Consider the following 17506-nt stretch of genomic DNA (forward strand, 5'->3'; position numbering starts at 1 on the left):
CTAGCCGAATGACATTGATAGCCTGATACTCAGGCGATTCCATCCGGGAGTGGCCGACCGCCAGCCGATGCGCAACGTAACAACGGGCTTTCTCTACTTCGCCTATCTGTTCCTCGGCATGACCGTGGGCGCCTTCCTGTGGCGCGCGGGCTTAGGGATCGGCGCAGGCGTTGCCGGAACGCTCGGCGCACTCGGGCTGCTGGGCGCCTTCCACGGCATCGTCACCGGCATCACCGAGCGCCGCGTCCTGAAGAAGGAAATAGGTCAGGTCCGCGAGGCCCACCGCCTGCTCGCCGATGCGATGGAATCGACCCAGGGCGCCCTGACCGAACTGGCGCACGCCATCGAGACCGGCGTCCTGTCCGACACCGACGCCCTGACCGGCGAGGTCCGCATGCTGGAATCCCTCGTCCAGCAGATGAGCGAAAGCATCGACGAACGCCTGGCCGCCGCGCCCCATATCGGCGTCGAGACCTTCGAGGGCCGTCGCATGGCGCAGTCGAATGTCCTGCTGCGCACCATTCACGAGGCGCTCAGCGAAGGCCGCGTCGATCTGTATCTGCAGCCGGTCGTCTCCCTGCCCCAGCGCCGGACGATCTTTTACGAGAGCTTCACCCGGCTGCGCGACGCCACCGACCGCGTCATGATGCCGGCGGAATACCTGTCCCTGGCCGAGGGCGAGGGCCTGGTGCCGGCGATCGACAATCTGCTGCTGTTCCGCTGCGCCCAGATCGTGCGGCGGCTGGCGCGTCAGGATCGCAAGGTCGGCGTCTTCTGCAACGTAGCCCTGACCTCGCTGGGCGACGAGACCTTCTTCCCGCAGTTCCTGGACTTCCTCAGCGAGAACCGCGACCTGAACCAGGCGCTGATCTTCGAACTGGGTCAGGCGACTTTCGACGCGCGCGGCGCCATCGAGGCGCGCAACATGGCCAAGCTGGCCGACCTGGGCTTCCGCTTCTCGCTGGACAAGGTGCAGACGCTGGACCTCGACTTCGCCGATCTGCAACGCTCGGACGTCAAATTCATCAAGGTCGCGGCCGACCTCATGATCGAGCAACTGCTGGACCTGGACGGCGGCGCCCCCTTACGCTCCATGCCCGACATCCAGGCGGCCGACTTCGCCGCCCTGACCCGCCGCTATGGCGTCGAGGTCATCGCCGAAAAGGTCGAGAACGAACGCCAGGTCGTCGACATTCTCGAACTGGACGTCGGCATGGGCCAGGGTCACCTGTTCGGCGAACCCCGCGCCATCAAGGAACAGGTGCTGGCCGAGACCGACCCCCCGGCCGAGTTCCTGCGCTCCACCCTGCGCAGCGCCGAGCAGCGTCGCCGGTTCAGCTAAAACAGTCCGTCTCCTCCCCACTCCGTGGGGAGGTGGCACGGCGCGCCTTTGCGCCGTGACGGAGGGGCTTCTCCCCATCGCAGGCGCCGAGCCCGCTTCAAGAACCCCTCCACCGCTTCGCGGTCCCCCTCCCCATTTCATGGGGAGGAGACTTTCGCCTCTGCGTCCTAGCCGCTACCAACGTCCCATGACCCTCCCCCACGCCCTGCCCCACCTCGACGCCGTCGCCGGCGATTACGACATCCTGCTCTGCGACGTCTGGGGCGTGATCCATAATGGCCGCGAAAGCTGGCCTGGGCCTTGCGAGGCGCTGACCCGGTTCAACCGCGAGGGCGGCCACGTCGTGCTGATCTCCAACTCGCCCCGCCCGGCCTCGGACGTGATCGCTCAGCTGGACGGGCTGGGCGTGCCGCGCGAGGCATGGAAGGCCTTCGTCACCTCCGGCGACGCGACCCGCGCCGAACTGGCCAAGCGCGCGCCGGGTCCGGCCTGGATCGTCGGCCCCGAACGTGACGCGCCGCTGTACGCGGGTCTTGGCCTCGAGCGCGCCGCGTCGCCTGAGGACGCCGCGTTCATCTCCGTCACCGGCCCGGTGGACGACACGGTCGAGACGCCCGAAGACTACCGTGAGCGGTTCGCCGTCGGTGCCGCACGCGACATCGAACTGATCTGCGCCAATCCCGATCGCGTCGTGCAGCGCGGCGACCAGCTGATCTACTGCGGCGGATCGCTGGCCGACCTCTATGAATCGCAGGGCGGCCGGGTCGTGATGGCGGGCAAGCCCTTTGCCCCGATCTACGATCTGGCGATCAAGGAGGCGGAAGGCTTGCTGGGCCGCTCCGTCGATCGCTCGCGCGTCCTGTGCATCGGCGACGGCGTCGTCACCGACGTGATGGGCGCAAACGTGCAAGGGCTCGACTGCCTGTTCATCGCCCAGGGCATCCACGGCGACCAAGCCAAGGGCGAAGACGGCGCGCTTGACCCTGCCCGCGCCGCAGCCCTGCTGAAGGCGGAAACGACCTATGCGCGATACGCCGCGCTCGAACTGAACTGGTAAGGCTCGCCATTTTGTCGCACCGCCGCTAAAGCCTCATCCATGGTCGAATTGGTTCAGCAGCATCCGTCCGGTGGTTACATCCTGGACGAACTTCACATCGGCATGGCGGCCGAGAAAATCGTCGTCGCGACGGAGGACCGCATTCGGCTGTTCGCCGAGGCCTCCGACGACTTCAACCCGGTGCATCTGGACGAGGCCTTCGCCTCCAAGACCGCCTATCGCGGCCGGATCGCCCACGGCCTGCTCAGCGCCTCGTTCGGATCGGCCGTGGTCGGCACCATCCTGCCGGGCGCCGGCTCGATCTACATCTCCCAGACCCTGGCCTTCCATCAGCCGGTGCGGATCGACGACGTCGTGCGCATCCTGATCACCGTGATCGAGGTCGAGCCCGAGAGCGCGCGGGTCAAACTCAGCTGCGAAGGCTTCGTCGGCGAGTCCATGATCATGGACGGCGTCGCGGTCGTCCGCGTCCCCCGCCGGCGCAAACCGTCCCAGCGTTGATGCAGATTGCGCGTATTTGGCGCGACTGGCGCGAGGTGCCGGACGCGCTGAAGGGCGCGGCGGTCGCCGTCGGCGCCTTCGACGGCGTGCATCGCGGGCATCAGGCCGTCATCGCCGGCGCACGTGACGCAGCAGAACGGCTGGGCGCGCCGCTGGGCGTCGTCAGCTTCGACCCCCATCCCCGCCGCTGGTTCCAGAAGGACGCTGCGCCCTTTCGACTGATGACGGCCGACCAGATGGCCGAGGCCCTGGCGCCGCTGGGCGTCGACATCCTGTATCTTCTGCCCTTTGACGCCGAGATGGCCGGCATGACCGACGCCGCCTTCGCCGAACGAGTGCTGGCCGAGGGTCTGGGCATCCGCCACGCCGCCGTCGGCTTCGACTTCACCTTCGGCAAGGGCCGATCCGGCTCGCCCGAGGCCTTGCGCGCCTACGGCGAGAGGCTGGGCTTCACTGTCTCGGTCGCCGAACGGCTGGATGACGCGGACGGGCTGAAACTGTCGTCAAGCGCCGTGCGCGAGGCCCTGAAGGCCGGCGACATGGCCCGCGCCGCCGCCATCCTGGGCCGCCCCTTCGCTATTCGGGGCGAGGTGATCCATGGCGACAAGCGCGGCCGCACCATCGGCGTGCCGACGGCCAATATCGCGCTCGGCGACTACATGCGCCCCGCCTACGGCGTCTATGCGACCCGCAGCCGATTGCCGGACGGACGGGTGATCGACGGCGTGGCCAGCCTGGGCGTGCGTCCTATGTATGCGCTGGAAACTCCGCTGATGGAGGTCTGGCTGTTCGACTTCGACGGCGACCTCTACGGCCAGACGCTGGACACGGAGTTGGTCGCCTGGCTGCGTGGCGAGGAAACCTTCGACGGTCTCGACGCCCTGAAGGCCCAGATCGACGCCGATGCCGCCGCGGCGCGGGCCGTCCTCAGCCACTCATAGAGGCCGAAGCTCCGCCGCAAACCGCTTCCAGTTCTGCACATAATGTTCGGCCGACATCTGCAGCACGGCGATGTGCGCCGGGTCACGTTCCCGCACCACCTTGCCGGGCTGGCCCACGACCAGACTGTTGTCCGGGATGATCTTGCCTTCTGTGATCAGCGCATTGGCCCCGATGATGCAGTTCCGGCCGATCTTGACGCCGTTCAGCACCACCGCCCCGATGCCGATCAGGCTGTAGTCCCCGACGTCGCAGCCATGCAGCATGGCCTTGTGTCCCACCGTCACGCCGCGCCCCAGCGTCAGCGGCGACCCCATGTCGGTGTGCAGCACGCTGCCGTCCTGGATGTTGCTGTCAGGCCCCACTGTGATCGGATCGTTGTCCCCGCGCAGCACGGCGCCGAACCAGACACTGGCGTTGGGGTGGAGAATCACATTTCCTATCACCGATGCGCTTGGCGCCACCCAGTATTCGCCCTGCGGCGGAAGCTGCGGTTTGCTGTCGCCCAAAGCGTAAATGGTCATCTGTACACCGCCTAATCTTTGAAAAACGAGGGCTTTAACGGATCGCTAACCACGATAGCATCATTCTGTTGATGCGATTCGTGGGTCGCCATTTCGGCCCCGGATCCGAAACCGGATCAAGCCCGATCCGGTCATCTACTCGGGGCTTTCGCGTGGCGCGTTGGGATCCTGGTTCGGTTGTTCGGCGGCGGGCGCACCCCGTTGCAGACGGCCCTGCTGTCGATCCGGGCCGCTCCTCTGCAGGCCGCGACCTCTTCCTCCCCAAGACCATCCAAGGCGGTGCCCGTTCGGGTCCGCCTTTTTTCATGCCCTGGAGGCGTCCATGACCAAGCGTGCTGCAACCAAGCGTCAAACGCGTGAACACGGAATCCTGGATTCGCGTGATTTCATGGAGGAGTCGAAAGTTCGTCGGCTTCACGCGCCCCACAATGAACGATCGGGTTGGTCGCCCTATCCCTCGAATGACGACCGTGACCAAGGCTATCTGAAGACGCTGAAGCCCAAGTCTGAGGGCCAGGGCGAACTGATGGAGGCTATCGACCACCACAACCTGGTCATGGCGCTGGGTCCCGCAGGCACCGGCAAGACCTACCTCGCCGTCGCCAAGGCGGTCGAGGCGCTGGAGGCGGGCAAGGTCGGCCGCATCGTCCTGAGCCGCCCTGCGGTCGAGGCCGGCGAATCCATCGGCTTCCTGCCCGGCGACATGGAGGACAAGCTGGCCCCCTATCTGCGCCCGCTCTACGACGCCCTGTCCGATCGTCTGTCGATGAAGCGGGTCAAGGCGCTGATGGCTGAGGGCCTGATCGAGATCGCCCCGGTCGGCTATATGCGCGGCCGCACGCTGAACAACGCCTTCATCGTCGTGGACGAGGCGCAGAACTGCACCTACGTCCAGCTCAAGATGTTGCTGACCCGCCTGGGCTGGCATTCGACCATGGTGGTGACCGGCGATCCGCAGCAGTCGGACCTGCTGCCCGGCATCTCGGGCCTGTCGGACATCTCGGCGCGACTGGAGGCCGTACCCGACATCGCCGTGGTGCGTCTGGCCGAGCGCGACATCGTCCGTCACCCGCTGGTCGCCTCGATGATCGGCGTGCTCTGAAGACTTGGCTTAGTCGTCATTCCGGGGCTGAGCGTAGCGAAGAACCCGGAACCCAGGGCCGCACGCTCGACTCTATGCGTTCAACGCTGGGTGCGAACCACCTGGGTTCCGGGTTCATCCTGCGGACGCCCCGGAATGACGGCGAGGGACGATCTGACGGCTTGGACCAAACGCCCATTGTCCCCCGCCGCGCTCACCCGCTAAAGGTCGGCTCGCGGCTGATGAGGGATTTCGATGCGCGTAGCGATGATTGGGACGGGCTATGTGGGCCTGGTGTCCGGCGCCTGTTTCGCCGACTTCGGCCATGTCGTCACCTGCATCGACAAGGACCCGTCCAAGATCGAGCGGCTGGAGCGGGGCGAAATCCCGATCTATGAGCCGGGGCTGGATGATCTGGTCGCCGCCAATGTACGCGAAGGCCGGCTGTTCTTCACACTGGACGGTGCCGAGGCCATTCGCCGGGCCGACGCCGTCTTCATCGCCGTGGGCACGCCGACACGCCGGGGCGACGGCCATGCCGACCTGTCTTACGTCCACGCCGCCGCCGAGGAGATCGCCGGCCTGATCGAAGGCTTCACGGTCGTCGTCACCAAGTCGACCGTCCCTGTCGGCACGGGCGACGAAGTCGAGGCGATCATCCGCAAGACCAATCCGAAGGCCGACTTCGCCGTCGTCTCCAACCCCGAATTTCTGCGTGAAGGCGCCGCGATCGGCGACTTCAAACGTCCCGACCGCGTCGTCATCGGCATCGACGACATGACCGGCGACACCGGCGGCCGAGCGCAGAAGGTCATGAGCGAACTCTATCGTCCGCTGAACCTGAACGAGAGCCCACTGCTGTTTGTGGGCCGTCGCACGTCCGAGCTGATCAAATACGCCGCCAACGCCTTCCTGGCGATGAAGATCACCTTCATCAACGAGATGGCCGACCTGTGCGAAGCCGTCGGCGCCGACGTCCAGCAGGTCGCGCGCGGCATCGGCCTGGACAAGCGTATCGGCTCGAAATTCCTGCACGCCGGCCCCGGCTACGGCGGCTCGTGCTTCCCCAAGGACACTATCGCCCTGGTCCGCACCGCCCAGCAATACGGCGCGCCGACAAAGCTGATCGAGGCCACGGTCGAGGTCAACGACGCCCGCAAGAAGGCCATGGCCGACCGCGTCGCCGCAACCCTGGGCACCAGCGTCCAGGGCAAGACGGTCGCCCTCCTGGGCCTGACGTTCAAGCCGAACACCGACGACATGCGTGACGCCCCGTCGCTGGACATTGCGCCTGCTCTGATCGCCGCCGGCGCGACCGTCCAGGCCTTCGATCCCGAAGGCATGCATGAGGCCGCCAAGCTGTTGCCGGACATCCAGATGAAGGACAGCGCCTATGACGCCGTCGTCGGCGCCGACGCCGTGGTCCTCGTCACCGAATGGGACCAGTTCCGCGCTCTGGATCTGGACCGCATCAAGCTGCTGATGAAACAGCCGGTCCTGGTCGATCTGCGCAACATCTATCGGCCCGAGGACATGAAGAGCCGAGGCTTCCGCTACATGGGCATCGGGCGCGGCTGATGGGCGCGCCGATCCTCGTCACGGGCGCGGCCGGCTTCATCGGCATGCACGTCGCCGAGCGTCTGCTGGACCGTGGCGAGCAGGTAATCGGCGTCGATGTCTTCAACGACTACTACGATGCGCGCCTGAAGGCCGCCCGCGCCGCCCGGCTGGAAGGGCTAGACGGCTTCAAGATGGTCCGCGCCGACATCGCCGACCACGCGCAGATGCGCGCCCTCGTTTCAGACGCCGGGGTCAAGCGGATCGTCCACCTCGCGGCCCAGGCCGGGGTGCGCTATTCGCTTGAGAACCCCTTCGCCTATGAGCGGTCCAACCTGGCCGGCCATCTGTCGATGCTGGAGGCCGCGCGGCACAATGAGGTGACGCACCTGGTCTATGCCTCGTCCAGTTCGGTCTATGGCGACCGGCCGCTAGAAGGGTCGGGCTTCCGAGAGGACGATCCGACCGTCCACCCGGTGTCGCTCTACGCCGCGACCAAACGCTCGTGCGAACTGATGAGCCAGAGCTACGCCAGGCTTTATGGCTTTCCGCAGTCGGGCCTGCGGTTCTTCACCGTCTATGGCCCTTGGGGCCGGCCTGACATGGCCTATTTCAGCTTCACCCAGAAGATCGTGCGTGGCGAGCCGATCGAGGTCTATGGCGAAGGCAAGATGGCGCGCGACTTCACCTACATCGACGACATCGTCGACGGCGTGGTTGCCATTCTGGACCGTCCCCCGGCTCAGGGCGTGCATGAAATCTACAACATCGGCGACAGCCAGCCCGTCGGCCTGATGGAGATGATCTCCACCCTGGAAAACGCGCTGGGCGTCAGCGCGAACAAGATCATGCGGCCGATGCAGCCCGGAGACGTCACCGCCACCTATGCGGACATTTCCAAGCTGAACGCCCTGTGCGGTTATCAGCCCAAGGCCCCGTTGAAGATCGGACTGGAAAAGTTCGTCGCCTGGTGGCGTCAATACGAGAACGGTTGACGCAAGAAGGCTGGGGGGCCGATGCGACGCGAAATCCTGCCGGCCGGCGTCGTCCTGATAATGTCCGGCGCAACCGACGCCTCGGCTCAGGCTTTGCGGTCGGCGCAAGACGCGCAAATCGACCTCTTCGTTCGCAACCGTGCGGTCGCCGTGCGTGATCGGTCGCAACCCGCCTACGACCCGCTCGGCATCCGGGCCGGCGGCTTCACGGCCTTTCCCCGGCTTCAGTGGGGCGTCGTCCATGACGACAACATCTTCGCGGCCGAGGACAACCGTCAGCCTGCAACGACCTTGCGCCTGACGCCTGAAGTCGTCGTCCGATCCAACTGGTCGCGCCACGCGTTTGAAACCCGCGCCCGCGCCGAGATCGACCGCAACCTCGACTTCGACAGCGAGAACACGACCGACTGGAGCCTGGGCGGCGCCGGCCGTCTCGACATCGTTCGAGGCGTCGACATCACCTTGGCCGCCGACTACGCCCGCGATCACGAGGCCCGCACGGCCGCCGGGGCCGGCCCCGTCGCTCGACGCCCGATCGCCTTCGAGTTGGCCTCCGCCTCGCTCGCGGCGACGCGCACGCGGGGTCGATTGCGCCTCTCGGCCGACGCCGCCGTTCTTCGCTATGACTACCTCGATGGACTGAGCGACGCCGGCGCCGTCATCGAACAGGACGACCGGGATCGCACAGCCGTCCGCCTGACCGGCCGCGCCGACTACGCCCTCTCACCCGCCACGGCCCTGTTCTTTCAGCTCGCCCGCGACGACCGCCGCTATCACACGGTGGCAGGGTCGCCCGAACGATCCTCTTCCGGCCACGAAGCCTTGGCTGGCGTGGACTTCGAGCTGGGCGCGCTGATCCGGGGCCAGGTCGCCGCCGGATACATCCGCCAGAATTTCCACGATCCAGCCTATGGCGATCTCGACGGCTTCGGCGGTCGTGCGCGCCTGTCGTGGTTCCCCACCCAACTGACGACTCTGACCGCCACCGCCACGCGCAGCGTCGAGGACACCGGCGTGATCGGCGCGGCCGGCGCTCTGCGCACCGACGTGTCGATCGGCGCGGACCACGAACTCCTGCGCAACTTGGTCCTTACGGCGGAAACGGCGTGGAGTGAGGACGACTACAACGGCCTCGGCCGCACCGACACCCGCTTTACCGCTGGTTTCAGCGTCATCTATCGCCTCAACCGTCGCTATGGCCTGACCGCCGGTCTGACCTATCTCGACCAATCCTCGTCCGGCGCGGTTGCAGGACCGAGCTATCGCTCAACCCGCCTGTCCGCCGCGGTCGTCTCGCAATTCTGACTGCACGGCCACAGCGCGAAGATTGACAACCTGAAGGCATCATCGCAGGACTGGACGGGACGACCACCGTTCGATGGCGCGATGACCCACCACGACCCCGCGATCGGCGGTCCCGGCCAGCCGGCGGACGACGCCTTCGACCTCCACGCTTTGATCGCCGCCTTCCGCCGTCGTCTCGGCCTGTTCAGCGCCGTCGCAGCCGCTGTCTGCCTGATCGTGCTGGCGCTGATGCTGGGCCAGCCGCCGGTCTATACCGCCATCGCCAATCTTCAGATCAATACCCGCAAGGCACAGGTCGTGGCGGGTCAGGCCGTGCTGTCGGCGCTCGACGCCGAGGCGGCCATCGTCGACACCGAGGTCGAGGTTCTGAAGTCACCCCAGCTCGCCGCTCAGGTCGTGGAGACGCTGGATCTGATCCGCGATCCCGAGTTCAACGCCCGCCTGCGATCCTCGCCACTCGCCAGGCGCCTGCCGCGCGCCACGCCTGCGCCGACCGATGCTGAGATCGAGCGGCAGCAGGTGATCGACGCCGTCCGGCGGCGCCTGACCGTGCGCCGCGTCGGCCTGACCTATTCGATGGCGGTCGGCTTCACCTCCGAAAGTCCGACCAAGGCGGCCCGCATCGCCAACGCCTTCGCCGACGCCTATCTCCAGTCTCAACTCACCGCCAAGTTCGACGCTAACGCCCAGGCCAACACCTTCCTGGGCGCTCGGCTGGAAGATCTGCGCCGCCAGGTCGAGGCCGCCGACGCGGCCGTCTCAGCCTACCGGATAGAAAACGGCCTGCTCAGCGCCCAGGGCGCAACCCTGACGGAGCAGGAGATCTCGGCCTACAACCAGCAACTCGCCTTGGCCCGCGCGCAGCAGGCCGAACAGGACGCCCGCCTGCGCACCGCCCGCGCCCAGATGGCGGCCGGCTCCAACGGCGACGATGTGGGCGAGGCCCTCACATCCCCCGTGGTTCAGAACCTGCGCGCCCAGCGTGCCGCGATCAGCACGCGCGTCGCGGACCTTTCTGTCCGCTACGGCCCTTTGCACCCCGACCTGATCCGCGCCCGTCAGGAGCTGTCCGACATCGACGCCCAGATCCAGGCCGAGATCCGCCGTGTCGTCTCCAACCTGGACGCCCAAGCCCAGGTCGCCCGCCAACGCGCCGCCTCGGTGCAGTCCAGCCTGGACGCCGCGCGCGGCGCGCTGGCCGACAACAACGCCGCCTCGGTGCGCCTGCGCGAACTGGAAGGCGAGGCCGAGGCCGCCAGCGCCATCTACCGCGCCTTCCTGGATCGCTATCGCGAGACCAGCGCCCAGACCGGGGTCGAGCAGGCGGACGCCCGCATCGTGTCGCGCGCCACGCCTCCGACCGAGCAAAGCGCACCGAACCTGATGATCAGCCTTGCACTCGGCCTGATGCTCGGCGCGGCGGCGGGAACCGGCGCCGTCATCATCGCCAACGCCATGCAGACCGGCCTCAGCGGCCCCGACGATATCGAACGCAGGCTGGGCGTCGGGGCCATCGGCGCCGTTCCGCTGGCTTCATCGGTGGCGACGGCGGAGGATCAGACGCTGCATCCGATCGATCTCGTCGTCCAACGCCCGCTGTCGGTCTTTGCCGAGGCTTTCCGAGCGCTGCGCACCTCGATCACCCCCATCGTCAGCGTCGTGGGCGAACCGTCCGCGCGCATCGTCGCCGTCACCTCCGCCCTGCCCGGCGAAGGCAAGACCACCACAGCCGTCTGTCTGGCCCGCGTCGCCGCGCGCTCCGGCGGACGCGTTCTCTTGATCGACGGCGACCCGCGTCGGCGCGGCGTGACGCGAATGCTGGGCCTGAACCCAGATCACGGCCTGGCCGAGGTCCTGCATGGCGCAGCGGCCTGGCGAAACGTCCTGGTGCTGGACCCGGCCTCTGGCGCGCAGGTTCTGCCCCTGTCGGGATCAGGCCTGTCGGCCGATGACCTGTTCGGCGTCCCGCCGATGACTGCCCTGCTCGACGAACTGCGTCAGGCCTTCGACCTGATCGTCATCGACACCGCGCCTGTCTTGGTCCTCGCCGACGCCCGTATCCTGGCGGCCAAGGCCGACAGCGTCGTCCTGCTCGCCCGCTGGCGAAAGACCCCCCCACGCGCCGTCGCCGCCGCGATCCGCATCCTCAGCCAATCCGGCGTTCGCCTTTCCGGCGTCACCCTCAGTCAGGTCGATGTCCGGGCGCAGGCCGGGCAGCACTACGGCCATCACGACTACGGCTATCGGGCCTATCGCAAATACTACGCCGCCTGATGTGGACGGAAAGTCAGCGCCCTCAGCCTTCTCGCCATTCGCTCAACGTCTTGCCCTCGGCGTCCTCGAAGGCGACGCGGTCGAGTTGAACGGCGCCGATGCAGACCGGCCTTTGATCCGCGTCCACGGCGCGGCAGCGAATGGCGCGACCGTCCGCGAACGCGGTCATTCGTCCCTCAAGCACCAGGCGATAGCCTTTCGCGGACGGCATCAAAGGCTGGTCGCCTTCGGCGCGCAGCGTCGCCTCATAGGCCCGGCCGTTGCGCCGGACAGTCCTGGACCCGCCTTCTTTGAAAACAGCCGCCAAGCCCATGGTCTGGGCCGCCGATGGGGCTTCAGGCGAGGCGCCCCCCTGGATCGCCGGACAGGTGTCGACGCGCAGCCAGGGGCGGGCCAACCAGAAGCCCTCGGCCGCTTCCCAGGTTTCAGCGTCACCCGCGATCAACGCCGATTGCGACCAGTCGCCGGGCGTCAGCGCCAGTTTCGCGCTCTCTCGATCCTCGCTCCATGTCACTGTCGCCAAACCGGCTTGCGACGGTCCATTCACGGCGGGACCACCACAGCCGAAGGCCTGGCGCACGACGAAACGTCGGCCGGCCAGAGACGCGCCTGCGACCTCCTGCCCGGCGGCGAATGCAGAGGCGGCGATGTCCATGGCCTGAAGCAGGCTTGCGCGGTCCAGGATTGGCGCGGGTGCCACGGTCACGACCGGCGTCTGCGCCGGCTCCGCAACAGGCGCGCTTGCTGCGGTCGGCTCACGCTGGCAGGCGCTTAGAAAAATGAGGGACGCCGCAAGCGCGACGACCCATGAACGAGGCGATGCAATCGGTTCGAGCATGGAACCACCCTAGCACGTGAACCGCTGACAGGGAGCCGATCTTACGAAATTGGTTGACGCGAGAGACGGGGGACGGTCTGCACGGCATCATGACTTTCGATCAGATCGCGGCGCTCGCCGTTCTTGTCGGCGTTGTCGGCGTCCTCATTCATGGCAAGGTCCGAGCCGATGTCGTCGCCCTGACCGGTGCGGCGGTGCTGCTGTTGCTGGGTGTCGTTCGGCCCGTCGAGGTCCAGGGCGCCTTCGCCAGCCCCGCAGTCATCGCTCTCGCCGGTCTTTTCGTCATCGCCTACGCCATCGAGCTGTCGGGCCTGCTTGGCTGGTTGATCCGCCAGGCCACGCAGCTCGCCTCGAGGATCGGCGCCAGGGGCATCTGGATCGTCATCGGCCTTTTTGGATCGGTCGGCGGCTTCTTGAACAATACGCCGGTCGTGGTGCTGGCTGCGCCGGTGATCCGCGACGTGGCCCAGTCGCTTCGGCTGTCTCCCAAACGTTTTCTGATGCCTTTGAGCCATGTCACCGTCATGGGCGGGCTGCTGACCCTGATCGGCACCTCGACCAACCTCTTGGTCAATGACATGGCGCGCAACGCGGGACAGCCCGTCTTCGGTCTGTTTGAGATCACCCCCGTGGGTCTGGCGATCGCCGTCGTCGGCGGCCTGTGGCTGTATTTCGTCGGTGCGCGTCAACTCGGCCGGTCCGTCGCCATGGATGAGGCGGAAGCCGCGCGACTGGCGGAGATGGAGGAGGCGCGGCAACGCGCCGAAGCCGAAGCAATTTCAAAACGCCGGCGACGCCTGCCGTTCGGCCTTCCCCGTCTTGGCGGATCCCGCAATCAGGCCGATGGCTCCGGCGACGCGCATCTGGGCGACATTGATCTGTACAGCGCGGCGGACCGGCCGTTCCGTCTTCGCCCGGCGATGATCGCCTTGGGGATCTTCGTTCTGGTGATCATCTCGGCTGCGCTCGGCTGGGCGCCCATCGCCGCCTCCGCCTTCGCCGGCGCTGTCGCCTTGATCCTGCTTCGGGTCATTACGCCCGAAGAAGCCTACGCCGGACTGAGGCCCGAAATCCTGCTGCTGATCGCGGGAATGGTGGTTGTCGGCACGGCGATCGAGGTGACCGGTCTGGCCTCCGCCGGCGCCGACCGTCTGATCGGGTTCATCCGTCCGCTCGGCCCGCTCGGGGCGTTGATCGTGCTGTACGGCGTGACCCTGTTCGCCACCGAACTGCTATCCAATGCGACCGTCGCGGTCCTGATCACGCCCATCGCCGTGGCCTTGGCCGAAAGCCTGGGCGTCGATCCCCGCCCCTTCCTGGTCTGCGTTATGATGGCGGCCTCGGCGGCCTTCGCCACCCCCTTCGGCTATCAGACCAATGTGCTGGTCTTCAACATGGGCGGCTACAGCTACATGGACTTCGTGCGCGTCGGCCTGCCTCTGAACCTGATCACCTGGGTCGCCGCCATGGTGGCCATCCCGATCTTCTTCCCGTTCTGAACACCCGCCCCGCTTTTTCGACAGGCTTAAAACGCCCTTGCGATGGTTGGCAGTCGATCCGCTGCTCGCTACCAACCTTACGGGGCAAGGCGAGGGGAAGCGCATGGGTATGGGAACGGTCTTAAGGACGCTGATCTTCGGCAAGGACGCCGATTGCAAACGACGGTCCGCCAAGGCGGCGCGCATTCGCGCCCTCCCCGATCGGTGCGTGATGGCCGAAAGCTACGTCCCCGCCTTGGCCGCAGAGGGCGGCCGCATACTGTGGGTAGGGTGTCGCGAATATACGCTGGATGATTACGCCGCGCTGGAAGCCGACGGAGGAGAAGTCTGGACAACCGATATTGACGCCGCCGCCGAGCGCTGGGGCCGATGCGGCCGGCATCGCACCGGCGACGTCTGTGAGGCGGACGGGATTTTCTCCGATCTGAGCTTTGACGCTGCCGTCTGCAACGGCGTGCTGGGCTATGGCGTCGACAGTTCCGAACAGCAGCAAAGGGCGCTGAAGGCGTTGGCCGCCATCCTTCGGCCCAGCGGACGGCTGCTGCTCGGCTGGAACACAGACAAGATCAGCGACCCCGTCGCGGCAGGCCTGACCGAGGCGCACTTCGATCCGGCGCCGCTGGGCGACCGACCGTCACGCGTCCGGTTCGACGCCGTGACCCACGTCTACGACAGCTTCATCCGCAAGGCCTGAGCGGCCGGCTCAGGCGCCGGACTGCGTCCCATGCCGCATCTGGCGCAAAGGCTGGCGAGCGCTCGACGGCGACCGGCCCGAGGATGACCGATCCGCCAAGGTCTCGCGAAGGGCGTCCAGTTCGGCGGCGCGGGCGGAGGGGGCATGCACACGTTCGACGAACGCCTGGCCCGCGCGCGCCAAAGCCAGCCGTTCCGCCGGATTTTCGACGAGGTGGTTCAGCGCCGCCGTGAGCGGCTCCGCGTTTTCCACATCGACGTAGATGGCGTGCTCGCCGCTCGCTTCTCGCAACCCCCCGCGTCCGGACGAAATCAGGGCCGCCCCCGCCGCATGCGCCTCCAGCGCCGTCAGCCCCATCGCCTCACGAACGCGAGACGGTGTGACCGCGATGGCCGCGCGACGCGTCACGGCCCGGACCTCGTCCAGAGACGCGGATTTGTAGATTTCGACACGGTCGCCGAACCGATCCAGCGCGCCGATCAGCGGCGCGGCCCAGTCCTTATGCTTCTCCCAGTCGCCCAGCATCAGGGCGCCGCGCCAGTCGGGATGACGATCAAGCGTCTCGGCCAAGGCGACGCAGAACACGTCCAGACCCTTGTCGCGCATGGCGCGGCCGGAGAACAGGATCAGATTCTCGCGCGTGTCCGGCGAGGCGCGCCAGGCCTCGATCGCGATCGGGTTGCAGACCGAGGCGACGCGGTCCGCCAGACGCGGATAGTCTTCCGCAAACTCCTGCCCCGCCGCCTGACTGACGAAAACCAGCCGGTCGAAGCGCGCCAGGCGACGACCATAGCGGAAGGCTTCGATGACGTTCTTGGCCGGCTTGATGCGCGTGTGGCGGTAAAGGACGTGGACGGCGGCCGGGACTTGGCGCACCAGTTCTGACGCCATCTTCAGTTGCTGATGATATTCGACGATGTCTGGCGACACTGCGCGCAGAATGGACGCCACCGCCGCATTGCGCGCCTTGCGTCCCAGGCCGGCCGGCACGGTCTGGATGTTGAGGTCAGGCTGCGGGGGAGCGCCGTCGTCGCAAATCAGCGTGACCGAACGGCTCAGCCGGCTATGCGCCGCCAGGGTGCGAACCACCGTCTCCATCGAGTTGCCCTTGTCGGGACAGAAGCTGCACCCACGGGGCAGAACGACGGCGATACGCATGGTCTAGCCTTCCTTCCGAACGGAAGCTGTCTCGAAAATCTTGGGATGGACGGCGGCGCCGGTGGCGCGGCGACCGCGCGGACCGTTGAGGCCCAGCAGACGCCGAGCCTTGAAGCCGGCCTTCAGCCAAGGCTCGGCCGCCGACCGGCGGATGCCCTTCACATCGATGAAGGTGACGTCGCCGTGACCCGACAGGGTGTGAAAGCCGTCGCCGTATCCGTCCAGCAGATGGCCTGGCTCGAACCGCTTCACGACTGCGGCCGAAAACGCGTCCGGGGTCAGCGTATCGATCCGCAACAGATTAATGGCCGCGCCATAGGTCTGGGCGCAGTCCTGAACCGGCAGATGAAGCGCGCCGCCGTGGACGAAGGCCGAACCGCCCGGTCGGGACGTCTCGAATCCGCGCATGACAGGATTGCCGACATGCGACGTCCAGGGACCGGTCAATGCATCCGCGCTGGCGATGTGCAACTCACGCATCGCGCGGTCGTCCGGTCCCGACAAGGCATGGAACATCCACCACCGGCCGTCGTGCTTGACCACCGTCGCATCGATCGCAGCCGTCTGGCCGATCCGGGCCACCGCCTCCCAGCGATCCGGGAAACGCACGCAGCGATAGAGGATCAGGCCGCCGCTCTTGTAGCCCTCCGGCAGCATGTAGAGTTCGCCGCCGTCCTCGATCAGCGTCGGATAGGACAGGTGCCAGGGCTCGGACAGGGCCACGCCCTGCCCCACCAGTCGGTCGTCGGCGTCATACTGGCGATAGTGAATCTCGCCTCGACGCACATGATAGTCGAACGCCTCTACGAAGACGGTCAGCACGCCGTCGCGCATGATCCCGAACGGGTCCGCGACATAGGCATGCGGGCCGCAGTCCGGCAGCCACACGACCTCCTCGGCCCGGGGAGCTTGGTCAATGAAGCTGCTTAAGGGACGGCGGATGAAGCCCGAGCGCCAGAGATCGAACACGACGACGCCCTAGCTGGCCGAGAAGACCGGAACCGTGGAGTCGTCGTGTCCAACCAGCCTGCGCATCTTGATCCTGCTCGTCGCCGTTGCACGGCGCCTTCATGGTCAAGACGGCTCCGGGCGACCCTTGCCTCACGAAAATCGTCACGGCATTGAGGAGGCGAGCCCGGGATTGGCGCACGAGAGGACTTCATCTGCTTGACCGCGCCGTCCGCGCATCCCCTGATCGCCGCCTACCTCGAGCAGCGCGAGGATCTGGCCCGGTTCTGTCGCGCTCGGCTGGGCGGTGCATCGAGCGACATCGATGATGTGTTGCAGGACATCTATCTCAAGGTGGCCGCGCTTGATCCGTCGATCCAGCCGGACAATCCCCGCGCCTTTCTGTTTCGCCTGACCTCCAATCTGTTGATGGACCGTTGGCGTTCCGGTCAGCGCGCAGTCCACCGCGACAGCGAGTGGAGGCGGCTCAACCATGAGGTCGGCGCAAGCGAGGATCTGGAAGGCGCTCCATCCGCTGAGGCGGTCGTCGCCGGTCGTGAAAGGCTGGCCTGTCTTGTCGCCGCCCTGGAAACCCTGCCATCCAAGACGCAGACGGTGTTTCGCCTGCACAAGTTCGAGGGCGTCAGCTACGCCGACGTCGCAGCCCAACTCGGCATTTCCCGCAGTTCCGTCGAGAAGCACATGATGGACGCCCTGCGCGTCCTGGCTCGCAAGGTTCAACCCTGATGCACGCAGTTTTCGCCCTATTGGAGACTCTGTCTGAAGGTGGCGGC

16 protein-coding genes are annotated in these 17506 nt (G+C 66.7%); 12 read left to right on the forward strand and 4 right to left on the reverse strand.

Annotated elements, in window-relative coordinates; translation table 11 throughout:
- Positions 1-67 precede the first annotated feature (67 nt).
- The 4 genes from O2K97_RS13580 to O2K97_RS13595 all read left to right on the forward strand — a co-directional run bounded on the left by O2K97_RS13580 (position 68) and on the right by O2K97_RS13595 (position 3841).
- Positions 68-1342: an EAL domain-containing protein gene (locus tag O2K97_RS13580; RefSeq protein WP_269219660.1), complete on the forward strand. Its 1275-nt coding sequence runs from the start codon at positions 68-70 to the stop codon at positions 1340-1342.
- A 187-nt stretch (positions 1343-1529) separates the two neighbouring features.
- Positions 1530-2399, forward strand: a complete 870-nt coding sequence (locus tag O2K97_RS13585) for a TIGR01459 family HAD-type hydrolase (RefSeq protein WP_269219661.1) — start codon at positions 1530-1532, stop codon at positions 2397-2399.
- Between the two features lie 39 nt (positions 2400-2438).
- On the forward strand, positions 2439-2900 hold the full coding sequence (locus tag O2K97_RS13590; RefSeq protein ID WP_269219662.1) for a MaoC family dehydratase: 462 nt from the start codon (positions 2439-2441) through the stop codon (positions 2898-2900).
- Positions 2900-3841, forward strand: a complete 942-nt coding sequence (locus O2K97_RS13595) for a bifunctional riboflavin kinase/FAD synthetase (protein ID WP_269219663.1) — start codon at positions 2900-2902, stop codon at positions 3839-3841. The genes O2K97_RS13590 and O2K97_RS13595 overlap by 1 nt, the downstream gene beginning before the upstream one ends.
- Here the strand turns inward: O2K97_RS13595 and O2K97_RS13600 are convergent.
- Positions 3836-4363: a gamma carbonic anhydrase family protein gene (locus O2K97_RS13600; RefSeq protein WP_269219664.1), complete on the reverse strand. Its 528-nt coding sequence runs from the start codon at positions 4361-4363 to the stop codon at positions 3836-3838. The two genes, O2K97_RS13595 and O2K97_RS13600, sit on opposite strands and share 6 nt — an antisense overlap.
- A 310-nt stretch (positions 4364-4673) precedes the next feature.
- Between O2K97_RS13600 and O2K97_RS13605 the strand changes: the two genes are divergently transcribed.
- The 5 genes from O2K97_RS13605 (at position 4674) to O2K97_RS13625 (ending at position 11575) form a co-directional block, all read left to right on the forward strand.
- Positions 4674-5465 carry a PhoH family protein gene (locus O2K97_RS13605; protein ID WP_091752533.1) on the forward strand — a complete coding sequence of 264 codons (792 nt, stop codon included), beginning with the start codon at positions 4674-4676 and terminating at the stop codon, positions 5463-5465.
- 234 nt (positions 5466-5699) lie between these two features.
- Positions 5700-7022, forward strand: a complete 1323-nt coding sequence (locus tag O2K97_RS13610; protein ID WP_269219665.1) for a UDP-glucose dehydrogenase family protein — start codon at positions 5700-5702, stop codon at positions 7020-7022.
- Positions 7019-7996 (forward strand): SDR family NAD(P)-dependent oxidoreductase, encoded by a 978-nt coding sequence (locus O2K97_RS13615; RefSeq protein WP_269221142.1) that lies wholly within the window; start codon positions 7019-7021, stop codon positions 7994-7996. Before O2K97_RS13610 ends, O2K97_RS13615 begins: the two co-directional genes overlap by 4 nt.
- A 21-nt stretch (positions 7997-8017) precedes the next feature.
- Entirely contained in the window at positions 8018-9301 is a 1284-nt protein-coding gene (locus O2K97_RS13620) for an outer membrane beta-barrel protein (protein ID WP_269219666.1), read from the forward strand.
- 81 nt (positions 9302-9382) lie between these two features.
- Complete coding sequence (locus O2K97_RS13625; RefSeq protein ID WP_269219667.1) at positions 9383-11575, forward strand: GumC family protein; 2193 nt, start codon at positions 9383-9385, stop codon at positions 11573-11575.
- A gap of 22 nt (positions 11576-11597) precedes the next feature.
- Here O2K97_RS13625 and O2K97_RS13630 read toward each other — a convergent pair whose 3' ends face one another.
- Positions 11598-12281, reverse strand: coding sequence for a hypothetical protein (locus O2K97_RS13630; protein ID WP_269219668.1), 684 nt, complete (start codon positions 12279-12281; stop codon positions 11598-11600).
- A 221-nt stretch (positions 12282-12502) separates the two neighbouring features.
- Here O2K97_RS13630 and O2K97_RS13635 point away from each other — a divergent pair, with 221 nt between their 5' ends.
- On the forward strand, positions 12503-13912 hold the full coding sequence (locus O2K97_RS13635; protein ID WP_269221143.1) for an SLC13 family permease: 1410 nt from the start codon (positions 12503-12505) through the stop codon (positions 13910-13912).
- 103 nt (positions 13913-14015) lie between these two features.
- Positions 14016-14606 carry a methyltransferase domain-containing protein gene (locus tag O2K97_RS13640; protein ID WP_269219669.1) on the forward strand — a complete coding sequence of 197 codons (591 nt, stop codon included), beginning with the start codon at positions 14016-14018 and terminating at the stop codon, positions 14604-14606.
- 9 nt (positions 14607-14615) lie between these two features.
- Here the strand turns inward: O2K97_RS13640 and O2K97_RS13645 are convergent, their stop codons facing one another.
- Both O2K97_RS13645 and O2K97_RS13650 read right to left on the reverse strand, forming a co-directional pair.
- A complete protein-coding gene (locus tag O2K97_RS13645; RefSeq protein ID WP_269219670.1) occupies positions 14616-15764 on the reverse strand; it encodes a glycosyltransferase family 4 protein in 1149 nt (382 codons plus the stop codon).
- Positions 15765-15767: 3 nt separating this feature from the next.
- Positions 15768-16733, reverse strand: a complete 966-nt coding sequence (locus O2K97_RS13650; protein ID WP_269219671.1) for a hypothetical protein — start codon at positions 16731-16733, stop codon at positions 15768-15770.
- Between the two features lie 198 nt (positions 16734-16931).
- Here O2K97_RS13650 and O2K97_RS13655 point away from each other — a divergent pair, with 198 nt between their 5' ends.
- Positions 16932-17459 (forward strand): RNA polymerase sigma factor, encoded by a 528-nt coding sequence (locus O2K97_RS13655; RefSeq protein ID WP_269219672.1) that lies wholly within the window; start codon positions 16932-16934, stop codon positions 17457-17459.
- The last annotated feature ends 47 nt before the right edge of the window (positions 17460-17506 follow it).

It is taken from the genome of Brevundimonas vesicularis (genome assembly GCF_027105095.1).
Lineage (GTDB): Bacteria > Pseudomonadota > Alphaproteobacteria > Caulobacterales > Caulobacteraceae > Brevundimonas > Brevundimonas vesicularis_E.